Below are 19,422 nucleotides of genomic sequence, written 5' to 3' on the forward strand. Positions count from 1 at the left end.
TTATTTCTTCAACCCAATCATCAACTCATCCAATTGCGCTTGTGAAATAGGTGAAGGTGAGTCAATCATTACATCTCGTCCGGAATTGTTTTTCGGGAAAGCGATGAAATCACGGATTACATCTGCTCCTCCGAATAATGAACAAAGTCTGTCGAATCCGAAAGCAAGTCCACCATGTGGAGGCGCCCCAAACTCAAATGCATTCATCAAAAATCCAAATTGTGCTTGGGCTGCTTCTTTGCTGAAACCTAACAAGCTGAACATTTTGGCTTGTAAATTTTTATCGTGTATACGGATAGAACCGCCACCAATTTCAACACCATTAATTACCAAATCATATGCATTGGCACGAACAGCTCCCGGATCAGTTTCCAACAAGGATACATCTTCCAATTTAGGAGATGTGAACGGATGATGTTTTGCATGCCAACGTCCACCTTTTTCTCCAACAGAGGTTGAATCTACTTCTTCACTGAATTCTAATAATGGGAAATCAATGATCCAGTGACAAGCAAATTTATTTTTATCTCTCAACCCTAAACGATTTCCCATTTCTAAGCGCAACTCCGATAATGCTTTACGCGCTTTGTTTTCTTCGCCAGCAATGATCATCATTAAATCGCCCGGTTGTGCATTAAATGCAGCAACCCATTTTTTTAATTCGTCCTCGTTGTAAAATTTATCAACCGAAGATTTAATTGTTCCATCTAAATTATAGCGTGCATAGATTAAACCGGTTGCACCAATTTGTGGACGCTTCACAAACTCTGTCAATTCATCCATTTGTTTACGGGTATATTCCGCAGCACCTTTTGCACAAATACCAACCACCAATCCGGCATCATCAAATACTTTAAACTCTTTGCCTTTAACGATATCATTCAACTCCACAAATTTCATTTCAAAACGAATATCCGGTTTATCATTTCCATAATACTTCATCGCATCCGCATACGACATGCGCGAAAGTGTTGGAACATCAATCCCTTTCACGGATTTAAACAAATGACGAATCATTCCTTCAAAGGTGTTTAGGATATCTTCTTGCTCCACAAATGCCATTTCGCAGTCAATTTGTGTAAACTCCGGTTGACGATCTGCACGTAAATCTTCATCTCTAAAACATTTTACAATCTGATAATACCGATCGAAACCACCTACCATCAATAATTGCTTGAAGGTTTGTGGAGATTGCGGTAAGGCATAAAATTCACCCGGGTTCATGCGTGAAGGCACCACAAAATCGCGAGCCCCTTCCGGAGTCGATTTAATTAAGACCGGTGTTTCTACCTCTAAAAAATTTAATTTATCTAAATAGTTACGTACTTCAATTGCAATGCGATGACGCAACTCTAAATTTTTACGTACAGAATTTCTTCTCAAATCCAAATAACGATATTTCATTCTGATATCATCTCCACCATCCGTTTCATCTTCAATCGTGAAAGGAGGAGTTATAGCCGCGTTGATAACAACAATTTTTTCCGGATTAATTTCAATATCGCCTGTTGGTAATTTATCGGATTTTGAATACCGCTCCGCAACTGTACCTATAACTGAAATCACGAACTCACGCCCCAAGGTACGCGCCACGTCAATTAGTTCTTTTGAGGCTTTATCCGTTTCAATGGTAATTTGTGTAATGCCATAGCGGTCACGTAAATCAATCCAAAGTAAAGAACCTTTATCTCTTACTCCTTGCACCCATCCGCTGAGTGTAACCGTTTGTCCTGCATTTGAAATTCGTAATTCTCCGCATGTATGTGATCGTAACATAGTAATTTGAAAATTTGAAAATTGAACTCCCGATAACTATCGGGATTGAAAATTGTTTTGCCTTAGGCTTCTGCGAAATTACTAAAAATAAAGCTTGGTTTAGGCATAAAAATTAGGCTTAGGAACACTATCTTTACCGCATGGAATTAACCGTTTTTAGTGACGAATCCTTTATGCGGGAAGCCTTAAAGGAAGCTCAAAAGGCTTACGATGCCGATGAAGTACCTGTTGGAGCCATTGTGGTTTGTCAGAATAAAATCATTGCCCGAGCACATAATTTAACCGAGCGACTGAATGATGTAACGGCACATGCCGAAATGCAAGCCATCACATCTGCAGCCAACTTTCTCAATGGAAAATACTTGAATGAGTGCACTTTGTATGTCACCTTGGAACCTTGTGTGATGTGTGCCGGAGCCATTTCTTGGGCACAGTTTGGAAAAATCGTTTATGGTGCTGCCGACACCAAGCGCGGATTTAATTTGATTACCAATTCGTTGCTTCATCCTAAAACACAAATCATTTCGGGAATCCTGGCAGAGGAAAGCACAACACTTTTGAAATCATTTTTTCAAAAAAAAAGGTGATCAATGGATCACCTTTTTTTCACAATTCAATTACCTCGGGTTTTGAGTATTTCTTGGCGGAGGATTTACTGTATTCGGATCCGAATCCACAGGTCGATCTCCCAATTTCAGTTCGTTCTTTTTTAAATCCGGACCTTTAATTTCATTTCCGTCCATATCCAATTCTATCACTTCATAGCCCAACTTGCGCAACGGCAACAATATCTTCGACTTATCACCCACCACCAAAATCGCCATTTTATCATATTGCAATTGCTTTTTTGCAAGTGCATTGATTTCTTCTTTTGTGATTGCTTTTAAAATTTCATTTTGTTTGGTTGTATATGCTTTGTCTAAGTCATAATCCAAAATACGTTTTACAAATCCAGCTTTTTGACCTGCTGTTTCATACTTCAACGCTTCACTTTGTCCCATCGAACTTTTTGTAAATTCTAATTCCGCATCCGTAACACCTTTTTCTGCGAACAACTTAATTTCTTTCATAAACTCAACAACCGAACTATCTGTTGCATCTCCGCGCACACCTGCACTAGCAGTATATGGACCAGCAAATTGATTTCCTGAAAATCCGGAACGGGCACCATACGTAAATCCATGTGCTTCACGTAAATTTAAATTGATGCGGCTATTAAATGCCCCACCCAATGTAAAGTTCATGATGGTTGATATATAAAACTCACCGGTAGCATCGTAGGGCATCGACATAAATCCGATACGAATTTCCGATTGCGGTGCTTTGTCTTTATTAACAAGGTATATTTTTGTTTTATCGATAGTTGGTGTTGCCACTTCTGGAGCATGCACCACTTTCGGTCCTTTCCAGTTTTTCAAGAAACCAATCTTCGGTAAAATAGCTTCCTGAGAAACATCTCCTACAATCACCAATGAAGAAATGCTCGGTGAAATATTTTCTGAATAATATTTTTTAACATCGTCAATCGTTAGAGCAGAAACCGTTTCTTTTGTTCCTAATGCTGAAATCCCCATGATGTGATCTTTCCCGTACATTAGTTTTGCATACGCATTATTTGCAATGGTAGTGGCTTGCGTTACCTGATTAGCAATCGCTTCCAAGCGTTGTTTTTTCACGCGTTCAAACTCTTCTTTATCAAACTTCGGCTGGAACAACATCTCTTCCGCAATTGCAAGTGTAGCATCAATGTTTTTTGTTAAACAGGAAACATACACAACAATGTCTTGCCCATTATTTACGATGCTAACTGTACTTCCTAAATTCTCCAACAATTCCCCTATCTCTTCTGCCGAATGTTTGGTTGTGGATTCATTCATTACACTCGTTAATAAATATGAAATTCCGGCTTGCTCCTTTTTCTCATAACGATGTCCGGCTTCAATCGTCAACTGAAATGTGGTTGTGGGTACCTCATCGCTTTTCGCTCCGATTATTTCAATTCCATTCGAAAATTTTTGTTTCCAATATTCTGGAGCTTTAACAACCGGACTTGCACCTGCAACAGGTTTTTTGCTTCTATCAAAATTATCTTTCGCTTTGTTGTAGACTAAATTTTTATACTCTGCTCCTTCCGGGGCATTGACATTGCGTTGTGGAGGAGTATAATTATCCTTCTTTGCTGCCAAGTTCGATTTCCCTTTTGGGCAAACACTTAATACAACTGCGAATTTATTTTTGATGTATTGATTGTAAACACGCATGACATCTTCCTTGGTCACTTTCGAATACCGTTCAATTTCTTTGGTGATGTAATTCGGATTACCAGTAAATGTTTCGTTCGAAGCTAACATTGCTCCTTTTCCTTGTACACTAGACAAAGAGTTTACCATCTGTGTTTCAAAACCAGCCAAATACTTTTTAATATCCTCATCTGTTACACCACGTTTTTCAAATTCCAACAACGAATAACGTACCAACGAATCCATTTGTGCTAATGATTTATCCGGGAATGCACGAATAGTAATATCAAAAGTACCTGCTAATTCTGCGGTTGGATGACCGGCACTTGCAGACATTGCCAATTGCGATTTTACAAAATTCTGATAAAAAATAGACGATTTTCCACCTGCCAACACATCTGCCAACACATCCAACGGAGCTTCATCCGGTGAACGAGCAGGAACTGTTGGAAATGCAAAATCTAACATAGGAGCACGCACATTGTCTTCATAAGAAATGTAGCGATCCTTATCCAAAACAACAGTAGGAAATGATTGTGCTTTTACTTCCGGTCCGGGAACGATGGGCCCAAAATATTTTTCCGCTAACTTCACAACTTGCTCAGGAGTAACATCTCCGGATACTGTTAGCGTAGCATTATTGGGGCCATACCAACGCATAAAGAATTTTTTCAAATCATTTACATCTACACGATTCAAATCTTCAATGTATCCGATGGTCAACCAAGAGTATGGATGTGTTGTTGGATACAATGCCGCTGATGATTTTTCACCAGCCAAGCCATACGGGCGATTATCATAATTTTGTCCACGTTCGTTTTTAACGGTTGCACGTTGCACTTCAAATTTTTTCTGAGTAACCGAATCCAACAAAAATCCCATTCGATCTGATTCCAGCCAAAGTGCCACTTCCAATTGATTCGAAGGCATTACTTCAAAATAATTGGTACGATCCAAATTGGTTGTTCCGTTTAATGTGCCACCGGCTTCACTTACTATTTTAAAATGTTGTTCATCGCCTACGTGTTCAGAACCTTGGAACATCATGTGTTCAAAAAAATGTGCAAACCCGGAACGTCCTTCTTGCTCACGTGCAGACCCCACATGGTAGGTTACATCCACATAAACAATCGGATCGGAGTGATCCTCGTGCACCAAAATGGTTAACCCATTTGCCAACTTATATTTTTCATAGGAAATCACCAGTTCGGACCCTTTCCGAGTCACTTTTTCAATCAATTTTGTTTGAGCAATTGATTGGATTGTTCCTGTTAAGAGTAACGCCAGTAAGAGTATTCCGCTTTTTATTTTCATTTTTTTTGAGATTTTGAAGAACAAATATATTGATTTGATTGTTAGAATCATATATTACTGAAATAGGGTATCATTTATAGTACATATTTCGTAAATTTGCACCCACAATTCAATTAGTATAAACATATCCGTCCGAGTGAAATCCTGACGGATGAAAATAATAATAACTATGTATCCAGAAAGTATTGTATCGCCTATGAAAGCAGAATTGACTGCTGTAGGATTCGAAGATTTAACAAACCCTGATGCGGTAAACGCAGCTATCAATAGCCCGGGAACGACATTAGTAGTCGTAAATTCTGTTTGCGGATGTGCCGCAGGAGCTGCTCGCCCGGGAGTAAAATTATCATTGACAGGAACAAAACGTCCGAGTAAAATCACAACGGTTTTTGCAGGTTTTGATACCGAAGCTGTTGCGGAAGCTCGTAAACATTTTGCTCCATACCCGCCATCATCACCGGCTATCGCCTTATTTAAAGATGGCAAATTGGTGCATTTTGTAGAACGTCATCACATTGAAGGACGCAGTGCACAAATGATTGCAGACAACTTAAAAATGGCATTTGACGAGTTTTGTTAATCCATTCATACGCCTTTCGGCAGGTCAAACCCCTCTCTTTGCAAAAGGAGAGGGTTTTTTGTTTCTGAAAGCGAATTCACGGCAGCCATTCATCCATACCTCTAACCATTCATACATTATCTTTCACTTTCTTACAAAAAACGAGTAGAAATTGATGAAATATCTATATTTTCGTATACCTAACCCAATTATAATTATGAAGCACCTACTCCTAATTGCAAGTTTCCTTTTTACAACTGCAATTTATGCACAGACAAAAAATCCGGACAACTGGCCTACTCTTGATCCTAAAAAAGACAAAGCCTATGGTGTTGGTTCGGAACAAGCTTACAAAACGTTAACCGGAAAAACATCCAAAACAGTGATTGTTGCTGTTATCGATAGCGGTGTAGATCCGAATCACGAAGACTTAAAAGACGTGATCTGGAAGAACGAAGACGAAATTCCTGACAATGGAATTGATGATGATAAAAACGGATACATTGATGATGTAAACGGATGGAGCTTTTTAGGCGATAAAAACGGAGACATTAATTTTGAGGCTTCCGAGTTGGCGCGTATCGTTCAAAAAGGAAATAAAAAATACCAAAATGTTACCGATGAGTCGAAGCTGAAAGGTGATGAACTAAAAGCTTATCAAGAATACAAAACATTAAAAGAAAAATTTACCACTGAATTAAAAAATCAGGAAAAACAATTGGAAGGCATCAAAGCTGTTGAATCCTATTTACAAAAAGTAAAAAAGCAAAACAACGGTGTTTTAAATAAAGAGGCATTTAAAAATTACAAGCCGGAAGGTGAGATGGAAATACAATTGAATAAAGCAATTATTCCTGCTATTTCATTGGGACTTGTTAAACCGGAAGAAATTGAAAGCCAAGTAAAAGAAGGAATCGACCATTTTGAACCAATGGTAAAATACAGCAAGTTGGATTCTGATTCGTTGAGAACCTACATGGTGGGAGATGATGTAAACAACCCTACTGAAAAGTATTATGGAAACAATCATGTGCAAGGACCTGATGCTCGTCATGGAACACATGTTGCCGGCATTATTGCTGCTACAAGAGGAAACAACTTAGGAATTGAAGGGATTGCCAACAATGTAAAAATTATGATTGTGCGTGCTGTACCAAACGGTGATGAGCGCGACAAAGATGTAGCCAACTCCATTTATTATGCAGTTGACAATGGCGCTACCGTTATCAATATGAGCTTTGGTAAATATTATTCTCCTGATAAGAAATTGGTTGACGATGCGATTAAATATGCCTTGTCAAAAGATGTTTTATTAATTCATGCTGCCGGAAACGAATCCAAAAACAATGATGTTGAACTTTCGTTCCCTAGCCGTGAATTCCTCGATGGTGGAATTGCAAGTAACTGGATTCAAGTTGGTGCAAGTGGTTATAAAAAAGGATCTGAAATTATTGGTGGCTTTTCGAATTACGGTAAAACAAAAGTTGATTTGTTTGCGCCAGGTGTAGATGTTTACGCAACCGTACCGGGAAGTAAGTACGAAAGTTTATCCGGAACCAGTATGGCATCACCAAGCACAGCTGGTGCAGCAGCCATCATTCGCAGTTATTTTCCTGAATTAAAAGCGGAAGAGGTAAGAGCAATCCTAATGAAAACTGTTGTTCCTTATAGCGGAAAAGTAAACGTTCCGGGATTAAGAGAACCGAGAGGATTACGCAAAAAAATGAAGCCTGTAAAGAAAAAGATGACTGAGTTGTGTATCTCCGGAGGTTTTGTGAATGTGAACAATGCCGTGATTGAATTGCTTAAAAAGAAATAGCTATACGCAACATCCCTAAATCAAAAGCGCCAGGAATGAAAAACCTGGCGCTTTTTTCTCAACCTATCCCAACCCAAAACTATTGCAGCTGTTTCACAACTTCTGCTTTTTCAATAAAACCAACATTCGTCCACGAAAGTGATTTGTTTTTATATACCTGTAAAACCGGTAGTCCATCTATTTTCAACTCTTGACACAATTGTTTGTGATCGTCTGCATTGATGCGAATAACCGTTACCGTGTTTCCCATCTCCGTTGCAATTTCATCCAAATAGGGTTTCATTTTCTTACATGGTGCGCACCAATCGGCATAAAAATCAACCAAAACAATTTTATCTCCAGCCAATAACTTCTCAAATTCTGCTTTATTCATTCCTGCTGACACAACAGCGTTATCTGTTGTTTCAGGAAGATTCGCACTTCTCCACTTCATCATTCCTCCTGTTAGTTCAAACACTTGTTTAAATCCATCTGCTCGCATTTTGTTAGCAGCAGAAGAACTTCTTCCTCCACTTAAACAATACACAAAAACAGGTTCTGATTTATCCAACGTTGCGATTTGTTTCTCAAATTCATTTCCATTCCAATCAAAATTCTCTGCATTTTGAATATGCCCTTTTGAAAATTCATCGGGTGTTCGCACATCAATAATTTTTGCGGAGGGTAGCTCTTTTGTTTTTTGTGCAAACTCAGTTGCCGAAAGTGCTGTGTTTCCCGTTTGTGATTGTCCGGATGAACAGCTATAAAGAATCGTTGTCAGTGTAAATAAAGTGATCGCAATAATAGATTTCATAATTAGAGTGTTTTAAAATTTTGTTTTAGTTTCGAATAGTTCTTGTCGTATTTGATAAAAAAATTAAGCCACAATAAACGCGAAATACGAAACGTCAACGGCATGAATAAAATAATGGAAGTAATAAAAAAAGTTAAGTAGCTTCCAATCTCTGCATTAATAAAAAAGCGATCTACTCCCCATGTAATGATAAACCATCCCGCCATCAGCGCATAACTAACGTACATGGCGCCTTGAAAAAAACCGGGTTCCTTCTCATATTTTAATCCGCAACATTCGCACGACTCGTTCATCTTATCAAACTTCTTTAATTGATAAGGGCCTGAAATAAAAACTTTCGACTGATGACACTTTGGACATTTATTCCACAAGGTCGAATAAAATACATTTTTTAACATCCTTATAAATGTTGATTAATAATATCTTGAAGATTTCGTGCAGAAACCACACCGGATTGCCTCCACTTTATTTCTCCGTTTTTAAATAAGATCAAGGTTGGAACACCTTGTATTTGATATACACTTGCTACCTGAGGATTTTTATCTACATCAATCTTGATGATTTTTGCGTTCTCACCAACTGCTGTTTTTAATTCCTCTAAAATAGGTTTCATCATTTTGCAGGGGCCACACCACTCAGCAAAAAAATCAACCAACGTGGGTGTATCACTTTTAATAATATCTGAAAAGGTTGTTGCCATCTTATTTTGATTTAATTTTCACTTCTTCAAATTTTACGTCTTCTATCGATACATCCGATTTTTGTTCAGGCGTTGTCGTACAGTTTCCTACGTAACAATTTCCTCCTGCACAACCAAAACCAAATAAACCCATTGCTGCAAAGTATCCGCCAAAAGCGACACCCAACCATTGTCCGCTTTCCAATCCTTGCATAATCACCATCGCTCCTAATGCTACATATATAACACGAACAAATGTCCAGCCGGTTAAAAGTCTCTCTTTCATCTTATTGTACAATTATAGTTGGATGCATTGTTACTTTGGATTTTACGGAATTTGAGATCAAACAAGCTGCTTCCGATTTTTGCAAAACACGTTCGGCACGCTCGCGATCTTTTTCATCAGAAATAGTAACTACCGGTTCGAGAATAATTTCACTCATCATAAATTTTCCTTCTTGTTCCAACTTCCCTTTCGAATTACAGGTAAAACTAATAAAGGGAAGTTTGGAATTTTCTGCAATCGATAAAAAGGTGGTCATCAAACAACTGCTTACAGCTGCTGTGAACAAATGTTCTGGGGACCAAATACCTGGTATTCCTTTCGGAAATTCAGGTGGCGTTGCCACTTCAATGCAACTACCAGCATTGGAAGTTAATTCCGGGGAACACATCACACCTTTACGATCGGTGTTCCATTTAATATCTACGTTATAATAATGTGGTTCCATAATTATTTGATTTTATATTGTAAACTACTCCAGCCTCCTCCATTATGAACGGTAGTATATCCATTGGATTTCAAAATACTTTTTGCAGAAGCACTACGCATACCGCTTGCGCAACAGGTAATAATTGGTTTGTTTTTATCTTTTAACTTACTCAAGTTGCTCCCTAAAGCATCCACAGGAATATTGATTGATCCTTTGATATGCCCACCTGCATATTCTCCTTTGCTGCGCACATCTAAAATGATTGCGCCATTTTTTACCAGTTCTGACAAATCCACCTTGGGACCTAAACCAAATAGTTGTTTAATTGTACTTAACATATTTTATAGTGTTTGAGATTGATAATAATTTACATCCAACCAAGAACCGCCATTAAAGCATTCAATGCCTTGGTGCAGCAAGTAGCTATGCGCTTGCCCGCTTCGTCCACCGGAAGCACAACACAATACGAGTGGCTGTTCTAATTTTTTCAATTCATCCATACGTTGCTCAATTTCTTGCAACGGAATATTGATAGAACCTTTTACATTTCCACCGCGATACTCTTGTACAGTACGCACATCTACAATGGTACCTTTTTTCTCTTTAATTATTTTTTCTACGTTCATTTTATTCTGATTTTGGTTTTTCTGTTTTAAATACATTCACTAACAATCCGCCCATCAAGCCACCATACAGTGTGCTGTTTAATGGCTTAGACGTTATTGCACACGTTCCGCTGGCGCATCCTACAAAATAGTAGTAGAGATATCCGCCTATTGCTCCAAGAGCTACTCCGGCAATCGTAAATTTATGTTTTAGTATGAAATTCATTTTTGAAATTGTTTAACGGCTTCACTTAAATCAAATACTTCTGATGCACCCTTTAATTTTGACTTCAAAATACTGCTTCCTGCAGCACTTCTGTATCCACCTGCACAATGCACCAAAATTGGCTTATGCAAAGGTATTTCATTTGTGCGTTCTCTCAACTCGTGCAATGGAATATGAATGGTATTCGAAAATATTTTATTTACTTTCACTTCCGAATCGTTTCGAATATCAACAATTGTATATGCCGATTCATTTTCTTTTAATTCCTCACTATCAAAATAATTCATCTCCGCATTTCCAAAATTTAATAAGAAGGCAGAAATAATTTGTTTTTCATAACCAATTTTTGCAATTCGTTCAATCAGTTGATTTAAAACCATTTCGTTTTCGCCAATTAGATAGAATGGTTCATCCGCATTCACGATACTCCCTAGCCACGTTTCAAATTTGGTGTCGTTCATCAAGTTGATGGCATTTGCCAAATGTTTCTTTTTAAACTCTGCTTCCGGTCGTGTATCAATAATGACAACATCAGGATGTAGGGTATTGGCGCACGACTTGCAGGTAATTGGTTCTCTAATTTCAACCTTTTCTACACTGCTGTTAAAAGCATCTGCTCCCTTTTTGTTCACGCCTACATCAAATGTAAAATACTTAGGAATGAACGGTTGATCTGCTAATAATTCTTTCACAAATGCTTCTTCCGTCATGTTTTGCAAACTCCAATTGCTGATCTTCTCTGCACCGATTGTGCTGCTATTTTGTGCACTCAATCCTTTTCCGCATAAACTGCCGGCACCATGAGCCGGATAAACAAGGACATCATCGGGTAATGTCATTAACTTGTTTCGAAGTGAATGATACATATCTTTTGCTAATACCTCTCGTGCCGCTGTAATAGCGCCTGCTTGTTCTCTTAAATCCGGTCGGCCGCAATCTCCGATAAACAAGGTGTCACCAGTAAAAACTGCTTTTTCTTTTCCTGTCTCGTCTAACGCTACAATGCTGATACTATCCGGTGAATGTCCGGGTGTATTGATTGCCTTTAATGTACCATTTCCTAAAACAATTGCATCTCCATCATCAAAGGTTTGGTGGTCGTATTCTGCCCCCAACAATTTACTCACATAAATTGTCGCTCCGGTAGTGGTATGTATTTCTAAATGACTACTCACAAAGTCAGCATGTGGATGCGTTTCAATGACTGTTGTAATTCTTGCGTTATTTTGTTTCGCAAAATCATAATATGGCTGTGGGTTACGAGCCGGATCGATTAACGCTACTTCTCCATTGCTAAGTATTGCATACGAAAAGTGTGCTAAATTTTTATCTTCAAATTGTTTGATTTCCATTTTTCTAAATTTTGATGGTACAAAGTTCGTTCGATTTGTATTCCCCCACAGCCACTTTTGTTACACAACTGTAAATTAAGTTGCAATGCCCTTAAAACAGGCAATTATTCCTTCTCCTTTTTTCTGGTAGAAATACCAAAAGGCAGATAAAGCGGGCAAAAACTCATAAAACTTGTCAGGATAAATACTCCCGCAAGAATTAAAAGGATGATGGCAATAGTTCCTGAAATAAGGTTTGCGAAATACAAACCTACAATTACGATTGCGACAAGTATTCTAACTACTTTGTCGACTGTTCCCATGTTTTTTTTCATTTTTTTAGGATTTTAGTGGTTGATTTATACTACAAAAATCCATCAATAAAAAAGACTACACAGCAACTAATGTTACACAAGGGTTATTTTATTTCTGCCCAGTTTTACAAGGCCTTCATCCTCCATTTGCTTCAGCAATCGAGAGATAACTACACGGGCAGAACCCAACTCATTGGCGAGTTGTTCGTGGGTTACATATAAAGTATGACTGTTGGTAAGATCGCACTTTGTTTTGATAAAATCGAGCAAACGTTGGTCTAATTTTTTAAAGGCAACGGCATTTACCACATCCAAAAGTTCCTCAAATCGTTTATGATACAAGCGGAAAATATAATCCAGCCACTCCGGAAAATCTTTAATTAATAAATTGACCTTATCGATGGGAATAAATAAAATTTCTGTTTCTTCTTCTGCAATCGCGCGCACTTTACTTGTATCGTGGTGAATGCCTCCTAAAAAAGACATGATACAGCTTTCTCCGGCTTTGATGTAATACAGCAAGATTTCTCTGCCATCATCATCCGTGCGCATCACCCGAATACTTCCGGTTGTAACTATCGGAATGGCTTTGATGTAAGCATTTTCATTCAAAATCACTTCCCCTTCGGCAAATGTTTTTGTAAACCCAAAATTAGAAAGTTTGTCTCTTAACTCCTTAGACGATTTAAATTCAGCGATTGCGTTTAATTCCATGTTTTAAAGTTATACATTTTTATTTTGAGCGATTATTACCAAATCAACCGTTTTTACACCTACCTGTTGCTCATACTCTTTGCGATCTACCTTTAAAATTTTAAAGCCATTTTCGATAAGCATTTTTTCCAAATCAGCATATTGATAGTAATGCATATATATTTCGTCTCCTTTTCTTCCTTTTTGTAGTCCCGACTTACTATACGCTTCTTCCATTGTGCTGAGATAGATAACACCTTTCGTATTTAATAATCCAGCAGCATCTTTAATGAGTTGCTCCGTTTCCGACATGGATAAATAAGGCAAACAAAAACCACACATGAGACCATCATATTGCTGCTTCAGCTTACCGATTTCTCGACAATCCATGATTTCAAATTCAGCTCCGGGGTTGTTTTGTTTCGCCAATTCAACCATGTTTGGAGCCAAATCTGTTCCCAACCATTTAAAATCGGGACGTTTATTTAATACATGCTGTGAAATATTACCAGGGCCGCAAGCCAATTCTAAAATGGATGCATTCGATTTTTCAATTGCAGTACAAAAAGAATCGAATGTATCGTTATACAAACTCACGTCCATATATAAGTTTTGATAATCATTTGCATACTTGTTAAAGATGCTTGCTGCATGTATTCCTTTATCCATGTTACTACTTATTCTTAAGAAACCATTTGTTCGAAAAATCCACCAATTTCTAAATCACGATTTACAAAATGAATTTCATAAATCCAAAAGCGTTCGTTTCCAAGTTTATCTTTTTCACACATCAATGTATTGTTTTCAGGATGGATATAGTTCACTTTTTCTTCACCCAATAATTGTTCATGCGGGAAATTTCCAATTAAATGTCCACAATGCTCATTTCCATATTCCCATCCATATTTTTGCGCCAATGCCACGGTATACTTGTAAAAATCAGCACCTGTTAATTCTGTTTTATTTGCATCATAAAATGCTTTTCCTTCCTTCCATGCAAGTTCCACATCTTGTTTCAATTTATTTTTTCACATCATTCCCGATTACATAGGTCTTTCCAACATCTGCTTCCCAGTCTTCGAAAACCGGACCGAAATCAAAAAATAAAATATCATCGTTCTGTAAAATTAAATCAGGAGGATTTTCACGATATGGCAATAAAGTGTTTTTTCCGGATCTCACAATGCGTTTGTGCCAATACTTTTTTATCTCAAACAGTTCTTCTGCCAGTTTAAAAATATCTGTATTCAATTCGCGCTCTGATTTCCCAGCAACAATCAAATTACGCGCTTGCATCGTATCGAATAAAACGATTGCCTTTTCTTCAGCTGTTCTTAAATTATAAAGTTGTTCATTCATTTGACTCACTTTTAAATACTAAAATGAAGGTGTTAAAATACAAATGACTTTTTAAAATTTCCTTAGGCTACATTTACACCAAAAAGATATCCGACAAAAGCAGATAATCCCATTGCAACGGTACCCCAGAATGTAATTCTGATAATGGCCTTTTTTACTCCCGACCCACCTGTTTTTGCAGCCATCGCTCCAAGCACAATTAAAAATACAATTGCAAAGCCATATAGGAAGTATTCCATATTTTTTAATGGAAGAAAAAGTGTAACCAATACCGGCAACAATCCGCCAACTGTAAAAGAAGCACCGGAAGCGAATGCGGCCTGAATAGGATTTGCTTGTGTAATTTCATTCAATCCCAATTCGTCACGCATGTGCGCACCCAAAGCATCGTGGGCTGTTAATTCTTTCGCAACTGTTAAAGCTGTTTCTTTTTTAAGTCCTCGTTTCTCGTAAATTTCTGCCAACCGCTGCAGTTCCAGTTCCGGCATTTCTTTTAGCTCTTGCTCTTCACGCAATACATCCGCCTTTTCAACATCGGTTTGAGAACTAACCGAAACATATTCCCCGGCAGCCATCGACAGCGCTCCGGCAACCAATCCGGCAACGGATGCTAAAACAATCGGTGCTCTCAACTCACTTGCAGCCGCAACGCCAATCGCTAAACTTGCCGTTGATAAAATTCCATCATTGGCACCTAATACCGCAGCTCTCAGCCAATTGCTACGTTGAACATAGTGCGGTGCTAAATAATCATCTGTCGTAGTTGTCATTTTAGAAATCCATTTTAGTATTCATTAAATCCTTTTCCTTTTAAAATCTGAGGTATACATTTTTCAATTCTCGCTTCGCGTGTTTTAGTTTGTTTAGCTTGCGAAAAATGAAGCAAATAACTTTTTTGGCGACCGGGTGTTAAAGCATCAAACGCTTTTTTCAGCGCAGGCATCAGCTTCAATTTGTTTTGAAATTCTTCCGGCAGAACAAAATCTTCTGGTTTTTTAAACGTCACTTTCAATCCGGCTTTTTCGATTTCTATCGCTTCAAAAAGATATGCTTTCAAAACAGATTTTAGCTTCATGATTTCTTTCACATTCGTAAAACGAATTAAGCGAGCCGACTGTGTATGTTCTCCGGGTTGTGATAAAATGTTATGTGTATCGCTTAACAAACTGCCTTTAAAAAAACTCAGGGAGCAATATGTCTTAAATGCCGCAACCACTAAAATGTTTTTTTTCTGAAAGGTATAAACAGGCACTCCCCATTTTAATTCTTCCTGTAAACCACACTCCAAAACAATTGTTCTTAATGCTTTCAATTCTTCCGGCCAGTTGTGCACTTTACAATTGGGTGTTCCGCCTAAGGAGCAACGGCCACAGCCTTCAGCTAAATAATGATCAACTTGTGGATTCATAGCGTTGAATAATTTAGTCGTTTAACCCTTTTCCAATCAGAATATCCGGAATACATTTTTCAATTCTTGCTTCACGTGTTTTTGTTTGCTTAGCAGAAGAAAAAAAGAGTAAGTACCCTCTTTGTCTACCGGGTGTTAATGCATAAAATGCTTTTTTGAGAGCCGGAGTTTTGCTGAGTTTTTTCTCAAACTCCTCCGGCATATTAAACTCCTCTGTCGTTTTTAACTCCACTTTCAATCCTGCTTTTTCTACTTCAATCGCTTCATGGATATACGCTTTCAAAACAGATTTCAACTTCACAATTTCTTTCACGTTCGTAAATCGAATTTGACGAGCCGCTTGAACATTTTGTGTTTGTTGAGCCAGAATGCCTTTGGTATCTTTTAAGAGAGCACCTTTAAAAAACAAGAATGCACAATACTCCTTGAATACATGTATTAAAACAATATTGCTTTTATTCAATGTATAACAAGGCACACCCCATTTTAATTCTTCCGATAAATTACAATCCAATGCAATTGCTCGCATTTGTTCCAGCTCCTCTTGCCAGTTTTTTGCTTTTGTAAAATAAAAATCCACTTTCGGATTCATCGAACTTTTTGTCATCGTTTGTTTGTTTGATTTGTTTTCAAATGAGTTTGGATTCCTCTCTTTACTATTTTTGTTTTCGATTCGTTAAACAATTAAAATTAATTAAAATCGGTCTAAATTCATCACTTTATTCCATGCAGCTATAAAATCGTGAACAAACTTTTCAGTACTGTCAGCACATGCATATACCTCTGCTATGGCTCTTAGTTCTGAATTTGAACCGAATACTAAATCTGCACGCGTAGCTATCCATTTTACTTTTCCGGTTGCTCTATCTACACCTTCAAACAAATCACCGGATTCGGAAATGGCTTTCCAGGTCGTTTCAACAGTTAACAGATTTACAAAAAAATCGTTAGTTAATTTTTGAGGACGATCGGTAAACAGTCCATATTTTGAGCCGTTGTAATTTGTATCCAAGGCTCTCATGCCTCCAATTAAAACAGTCATTTCAGGAGCCGTTAAGGTGAGCAACTGCGATTTATCAACCAGCAGTGTTTCTGCTGGAATTGCAGCCATTGATGCATGCTTATAATTTCTAAAACCATCCGCTTTGGGTTCCAGCACCGCAAATGAATCAACATCAGTTTGCTCCAATGTTGCATCCGCACGACCGGGAGAAAATGGAACAAAAACATTCAATCCGGCATCTTTTGCAGCTTTTTCAATACCAGTGCAACCACCTAAAACTATCAAATCGGCTAATGATACTTTTTTCTTTCCGTTGTTTGTTTCATTAAATTCTTTCTGAATCTGTTCTAATTTCATCAACACTTTTGCTAATTGAACAGGATTATTTACTTCCCAATTTTTTTGAGGTGCAAATCGAATACGAGCACCGTTGGCACCACCACGTTTGTCAGAACCTCGGAATGTAGCTGCGGAAGCCCAAGCAGTTGAAACCAACTCGGAAACGGTTAATCCGGATTGAAGAAGTTTTTCTTTTAATAATACAATGTCCGCAGTTGTAATTAGTTCATAATCAATTGTCGGAATAGGATCTTGCCAAATTAATCGTTCAACGGGAATTTCCGGACCTAAATAACGAGCACGAGGCCCCATATCTCTATGTGTTAATTTGAACCATGCTCTCGCAAATGCATCTGTAAATTTTTCAAAGTTTTCAAAATAGTTTCGAGAGATGGCTTCATAAATCGGATCCATCTTTAAAGCTAAATCGGCTGTTGTCATGATGGGAGCGTGACGTTTTTTCGAATCGTGTGCATCTTCCACTAGGGTTGCTGCCGACTCATCTGTTGGTATCCATTGGTGTGCTCCGGCAGGACTCTTAACAAGTTTCCAATCGTATTTGAAAAGTGTTTCAAAATATCCATTGTCCCAGGTTGTTGGATTTGGTTTCCAGGCACCTTCTATCCCACTTGTAATTGTATCGCCACCTTTGCCGGTACCAAAACTATTTTTCCATCCTAAGCCTTGTTCTTCCATACTTGCACCTTCCGGTTCACGTCCAACATAACTTGCACTTGCCGCTCCATGTGCTTTTCCAAATGTATGTCCACCGGCAATTAATGCTACCGTTTCTTCGTCATTCATGGCCATGCGAGCAAACGTTTCGCGAATATCTTTTGCAGAGGCAACAGGATCAGGGTTGCCATTGGGGCCTTCCGGATTTACATAAATTAATCCCATTTGAACTGCCGCCAAAGGATTTTCTAATGCACGATCACCACTGTATCGTTTATCTCCTAGCCATTCCGTTTCGGCACCCCAATAAACATCTTGTTCCGGTTCAAAAATATCTTCACGACCACCTGCAAAACCGAATGTTTTAAAACCCATCGATTCCAATGCACAATTACCGGTAAGAATCATTAAATCGGCCCACGATAATTTTTTGCCATATTTTTGTTTGATGGGCCACAATAAAAATCGTGCTTTATCTAAATTCCCATTGTCCGGCCAACTGTTTAACGGAGCAAAACGTTGGTTGCCTGATCCAGCACCACCTCGCCCATCGGAAATACGATAGGTGCCTGCACTGTGCCAAGCCATACGAATAAATAACGGACCATAATGACCGTAATCTGCTGGCCACCAATCCTGAGAAGTTGTCATTAATTTGTAAATGTCTTCCTTCACCGCTTTTAAATCCAATTTTTTAAATTCATCGGCATACTTAAAATCTTTTTCCATTGGATTCGTAAGTGACGAATGCAAACGAAGAATGTTCAGATTCAATCGGTTTGGCCACCATTCTTTGTTGGATGTACCCATGCCACCAACGGGTAGACTTTGTCCATGATTAAACGGACATTTTTTTTCTGTTGAATTGCTCATTATAATTTTTTTATTTGTTAGTACTAAATTTCCCTGTGATCTGAAGCTTGATGTCTTCAATTTTAAAATTCTTTATTCTATGTTTTTTAAAGTACTCCTTTAAAAATTCATTTAAATGGTCATCATCATAATCTTCGATTCGATCTGTTTCAATGCAATACAAATGATGGTGATGCGACAAAACAGCATCATAACGCATAAAATCTTTTTCTGTTTTTACTTTCTTCAGCAGATCGTTTTCTACTAATGAATCCAACACTTTATAGACTGTGCCCACAGAAATGTTTGGATGGTTTGCTTTGATATAATCAATTATTTTCTCAGCCGTTGGGTGATTGTTTAATTTAACAACCGCTTGATAAATTGCTACACGCTGTGGTGTAACCTTTAGTCCTTTTTCTTGTAATTTTTCTCTGATATATGTATCCACGTGATTGGTTTTACTTATGAATTATTACGTAAAGATAATAATTCTCCTTTAGGAATAACTGACATTTATCATGTTTTGTCCAGATTGGTCAAAAAAAATGAATCTCAAAGCTGAAAAAAGGCCTTTAAATTGGGCAAAACAAGAGCTATCAGCTTATTTCCCGACTTCCAACTTCATTGGCAATTCTTATTGGAATTCCAAAAAATAAAGTGTAGATTTGATTTAATGTTAAACCCTAAAACTAAAACACTATGAAATTGAAAACAGCATTTT

Annotated in this window: 22 protein-coding genes and 1 pseudogene; 3 read left to right on the top strand and 20 right to left on the bottom strand. The window is 37.9% G+C overall.

What is annotated here, in order from left to right:
- The gene (gene aspS / locus IPP64_15910) at positions 1-1,776 is read right to left on the bottom strand and encodes an aspartate--tRNA ligase (GenBank protein MBL0330845.1); all 1,776 of its coding nucleotides are present in this window, start codon (positions 1,774-1,776) and stop codon (positions 1-3) included.
- A 140-nt stretch (positions 1,777-1,916) separates the two neighbouring features.
- On the opposite strand from aspS, the gene IPP64_15915 reads away from it, so the two are divergent.
- The gene (locus IPP64_15915) at positions 1,917-2,363 is read left to right on the top strand and encodes a nucleoside deaminase (GenBank protein ID MBL0330846.1); all 447 of its coding nucleotides are present in this window, start codon (positions 1,917-1,919) and stop codon (positions 2,361-2,363) included.
- 30 nt (positions 2,364-2,393) lie between these two features.
- On the opposite strand, the gene IPP64_15920 is transcribed toward IPP64_15915, so the two are convergent.
- A complete protein-coding gene (locus IPP64_15920; protein ID MBL0330847.1) occupies positions 2,394-5,330 on the bottom strand; it encodes an insulinase family protein in 2,937 nt (978 codons plus the stop codon).
- A 169-nt stretch (positions 5,331-5,499) separates the two neighbouring features.
- Here IPP64_15920 and IPP64_15925 point away from each other — a divergent pair, with 169 nt between their 5' ends.
- Both IPP64_15925 and IPP64_15930 read left to right on the top strand, forming a co-directional pair.
- On the top strand, positions 5,500-5,910 hold the full coding sequence (locus IPP64_15925; GenBank protein MBL0330848.1) for a BrxA/BrxB family bacilliredoxin: 411 nt from the start codon (positions 5,500-5,502) through the stop codon (positions 5,908-5,910).
- Positions 5,911-6,106: 196 nt separating this feature from the next.
- On the top strand, positions 6,107-7,708 hold the full coding sequence (locus IPP64_15930) for a S8 family peptidase (protein MBL0330849.1): 1,602 nt from the start codon (positions 6,107-6,109) through the stop codon (positions 7,706-7,708).
- 79 nt (positions 7,709-7,787) lie between these two features.
- Here IPP64_15930 and IPP64_15935 read toward each other — a convergent pair whose 3' ends face one another.
- The 18 genes and pseudogenes from IPP64_15935 to IPP64_16020 form a co-directional block, all read right to left on the bottom strand.
- A complete protein-coding gene (locus IPP64_15935) occupies positions 7,788-8,501 on the bottom strand; it encodes a redoxin domain-containing protein (protein MBL0330850.1) in 714 nt (237 codons plus the stop codon).
- A 2-nt stretch (positions 8,502-8,503) separates the two neighbouring features.
- Positions 8,504-8,899 carry a DUF983 domain-containing protein gene (locus IPP64_15940; protein ID MBL0330851.1) on the bottom strand — a complete coding sequence of 132 codons (396 nt, stop codon included), beginning with the start codon at positions 8,897-8,899 and terminating at the stop codon, positions 8,504-8,506.
- A 2-nt stretch (positions 8,900-8,901) separates the two neighbouring features.
- Positions 8,902-9,201, bottom strand: coding sequence for a thioredoxin (trxA, locus tag IPP64_15945; protein ID MBL0330852.1), 300 nt, complete (start codon positions 9,199-9,201; stop codon positions 8,902-8,904).
- A gap of 1 nt (position 9,202) precedes the next feature.
- Positions 9,203-9,466 carry a hypothetical protein gene (locus IPP64_15950; GenBank protein MBL0330853.1) on the bottom strand — a complete coding sequence of 88 codons (264 nt, stop codon included), beginning with the start codon at positions 9,464-9,466 and terminating at the stop codon, positions 9,203-9,205.
- A gap of 1 nt (position 9,467) precedes the next feature.
- Positions 9,468-9,911, bottom strand: a complete 444-nt coding sequence (locus IPP64_15955; protein MBL0330854.1) for an OsmC family protein — start codon at positions 9,909-9,911, stop codon at positions 9,468-9,470.
- 2 nt (positions 9,912-9,913) lie between these two features.
- Entirely contained in the window at positions 9,914-10,231 is a 318-nt protein-coding gene (locus IPP64_15960; protein ID MBL0330855.1) for a rhodanese-like domain-containing protein, read from the bottom strand.
- Between the two features lie 3 nt (positions 10,232-10,234).
- Positions 10,235-10,519, bottom strand: a complete 285-nt coding sequence (locus IPP64_15965) for a rhodanese-like domain-containing protein (GenBank protein MBL0330856.1) — start codon at positions 10,517-10,519, stop codon at positions 10,235-10,237.
- A gap of 1 nt (position 10,520) precedes the next feature.
- Complete coding sequence (locus IPP64_15970) at positions 10,521-10,724, bottom strand: hypothetical protein (protein ID MBL0330857.1); 204 nt, start codon at positions 10,722-10,724, stop codon at positions 10,521-10,523.
- On the bottom strand, positions 10,721-12,076 hold the full coding sequence (locus tag IPP64_15975) for an MBL fold metallo-hydrolase (protein MBL0330858.1): 1,356 nt from the start codon (positions 12,074-12,076) through the stop codon (positions 10,721-10,723). The genes IPP64_15970 and IPP64_15975 overlap by 4 nt, the downstream gene beginning before the upstream one ends.
- A gap of 104 nt (positions 12,077-12,180) precedes the next feature.
- A complete protein-coding gene (locus IPP64_15980) occupies positions 12,181-12,390 on the bottom strand; it encodes a DUF2892 domain-containing protein (GenBank protein MBL0330859.1) in 210 nt (69 codons plus the stop codon).
- A 72-nt stretch (positions 12,391-12,462) separates the two neighbouring features.
- Positions 12,463-13,083: a Crp/Fnr family transcriptional regulator gene (locus IPP64_15985; GenBank protein MBL0330860.1), complete on the bottom strand. Its 621-nt coding sequence runs from the start codon at positions 13,081-13,083 to the stop codon at positions 12,463-12,465.
- Positions 13,084-13,092: 9 nt separating this feature from the next.
- Positions 13,093-13,731 (bottom strand): class I SAM-dependent methyltransferase, encoded by a 639-nt coding sequence (locus IPP64_15990; GenBank protein MBL0330861.1) that lies wholly within the window; start codon positions 13,729-13,731, stop codon positions 13,093-13,095.
- 14 nt (positions 13,732-13,745) lie between these two features.
- Positions 13,746-14,421, bottom strand: a pseudogene (locus tag IPP64_15995) (aminopeptidase P family protein).
- A 62-nt stretch (positions 14,422-14,483) separates the two neighbouring features.
- Complete coding sequence (locus IPP64_16000; protein ID MBL0330862.1) at positions 14,484-15,191, bottom strand: VIT family protein; 708 nt, start codon at positions 15,189-15,191, stop codon at positions 14,484-14,486.
- Between the two features lie 14 nt (positions 15,192-15,205).
- The gene (locus IPP64_16005; protein ID MBL0330863.1) at positions 15,206-15,829 is read right to left on the bottom strand and encodes a YdeI/OmpD-associated family protein; all 624 of its coding nucleotides are present in this window, start codon (positions 15,827-15,829) and stop codon (positions 15,206-15,208) included.
- Positions 15,830-15,842: 13 nt separating this feature from the next.
- Complete coding sequence (locus IPP64_16010; GenBank protein ID MBL0330864.1) at positions 15,843-16,421, bottom strand: YdeI/OmpD-associated family protein; 579 nt, start codon at positions 16,419-16,421, stop codon at positions 15,843-15,845.
- A gap of 102 nt (positions 16,422-16,523) precedes the next feature.
- Positions 16,524-18,719, bottom strand: coding sequence for a catalase/peroxidase HPI (katG, locus tag IPP64_16015; GenBank protein MBL0330865.1), 2,196 nt, complete (start codon positions 18,717-18,719; stop codon positions 16,524-16,526).
- A gap of 10 nt (positions 18,720-18,729) precedes the next feature.
- Complete coding sequence (locus IPP64_16020) at positions 18,730-19,149, bottom strand: transcriptional repressor (protein MBL0330866.1); 420 nt, start codon at positions 19,147-19,149, stop codon at positions 18,730-18,732.
- Positions 19,150-19,422 lie beyond the last annotated feature (273 nt).

The sequence above is a fragment of the Bacteroidota bacterium genome, from assembly GCA_016722565.1.
In the GTDB taxonomy this organism is placed as follows: Bacteria; Bacteroidota; Bacteroidia; order 2-12-FULL-35-15; family 2-12-FULL-35-15; genus 2-12-FULL-35-15.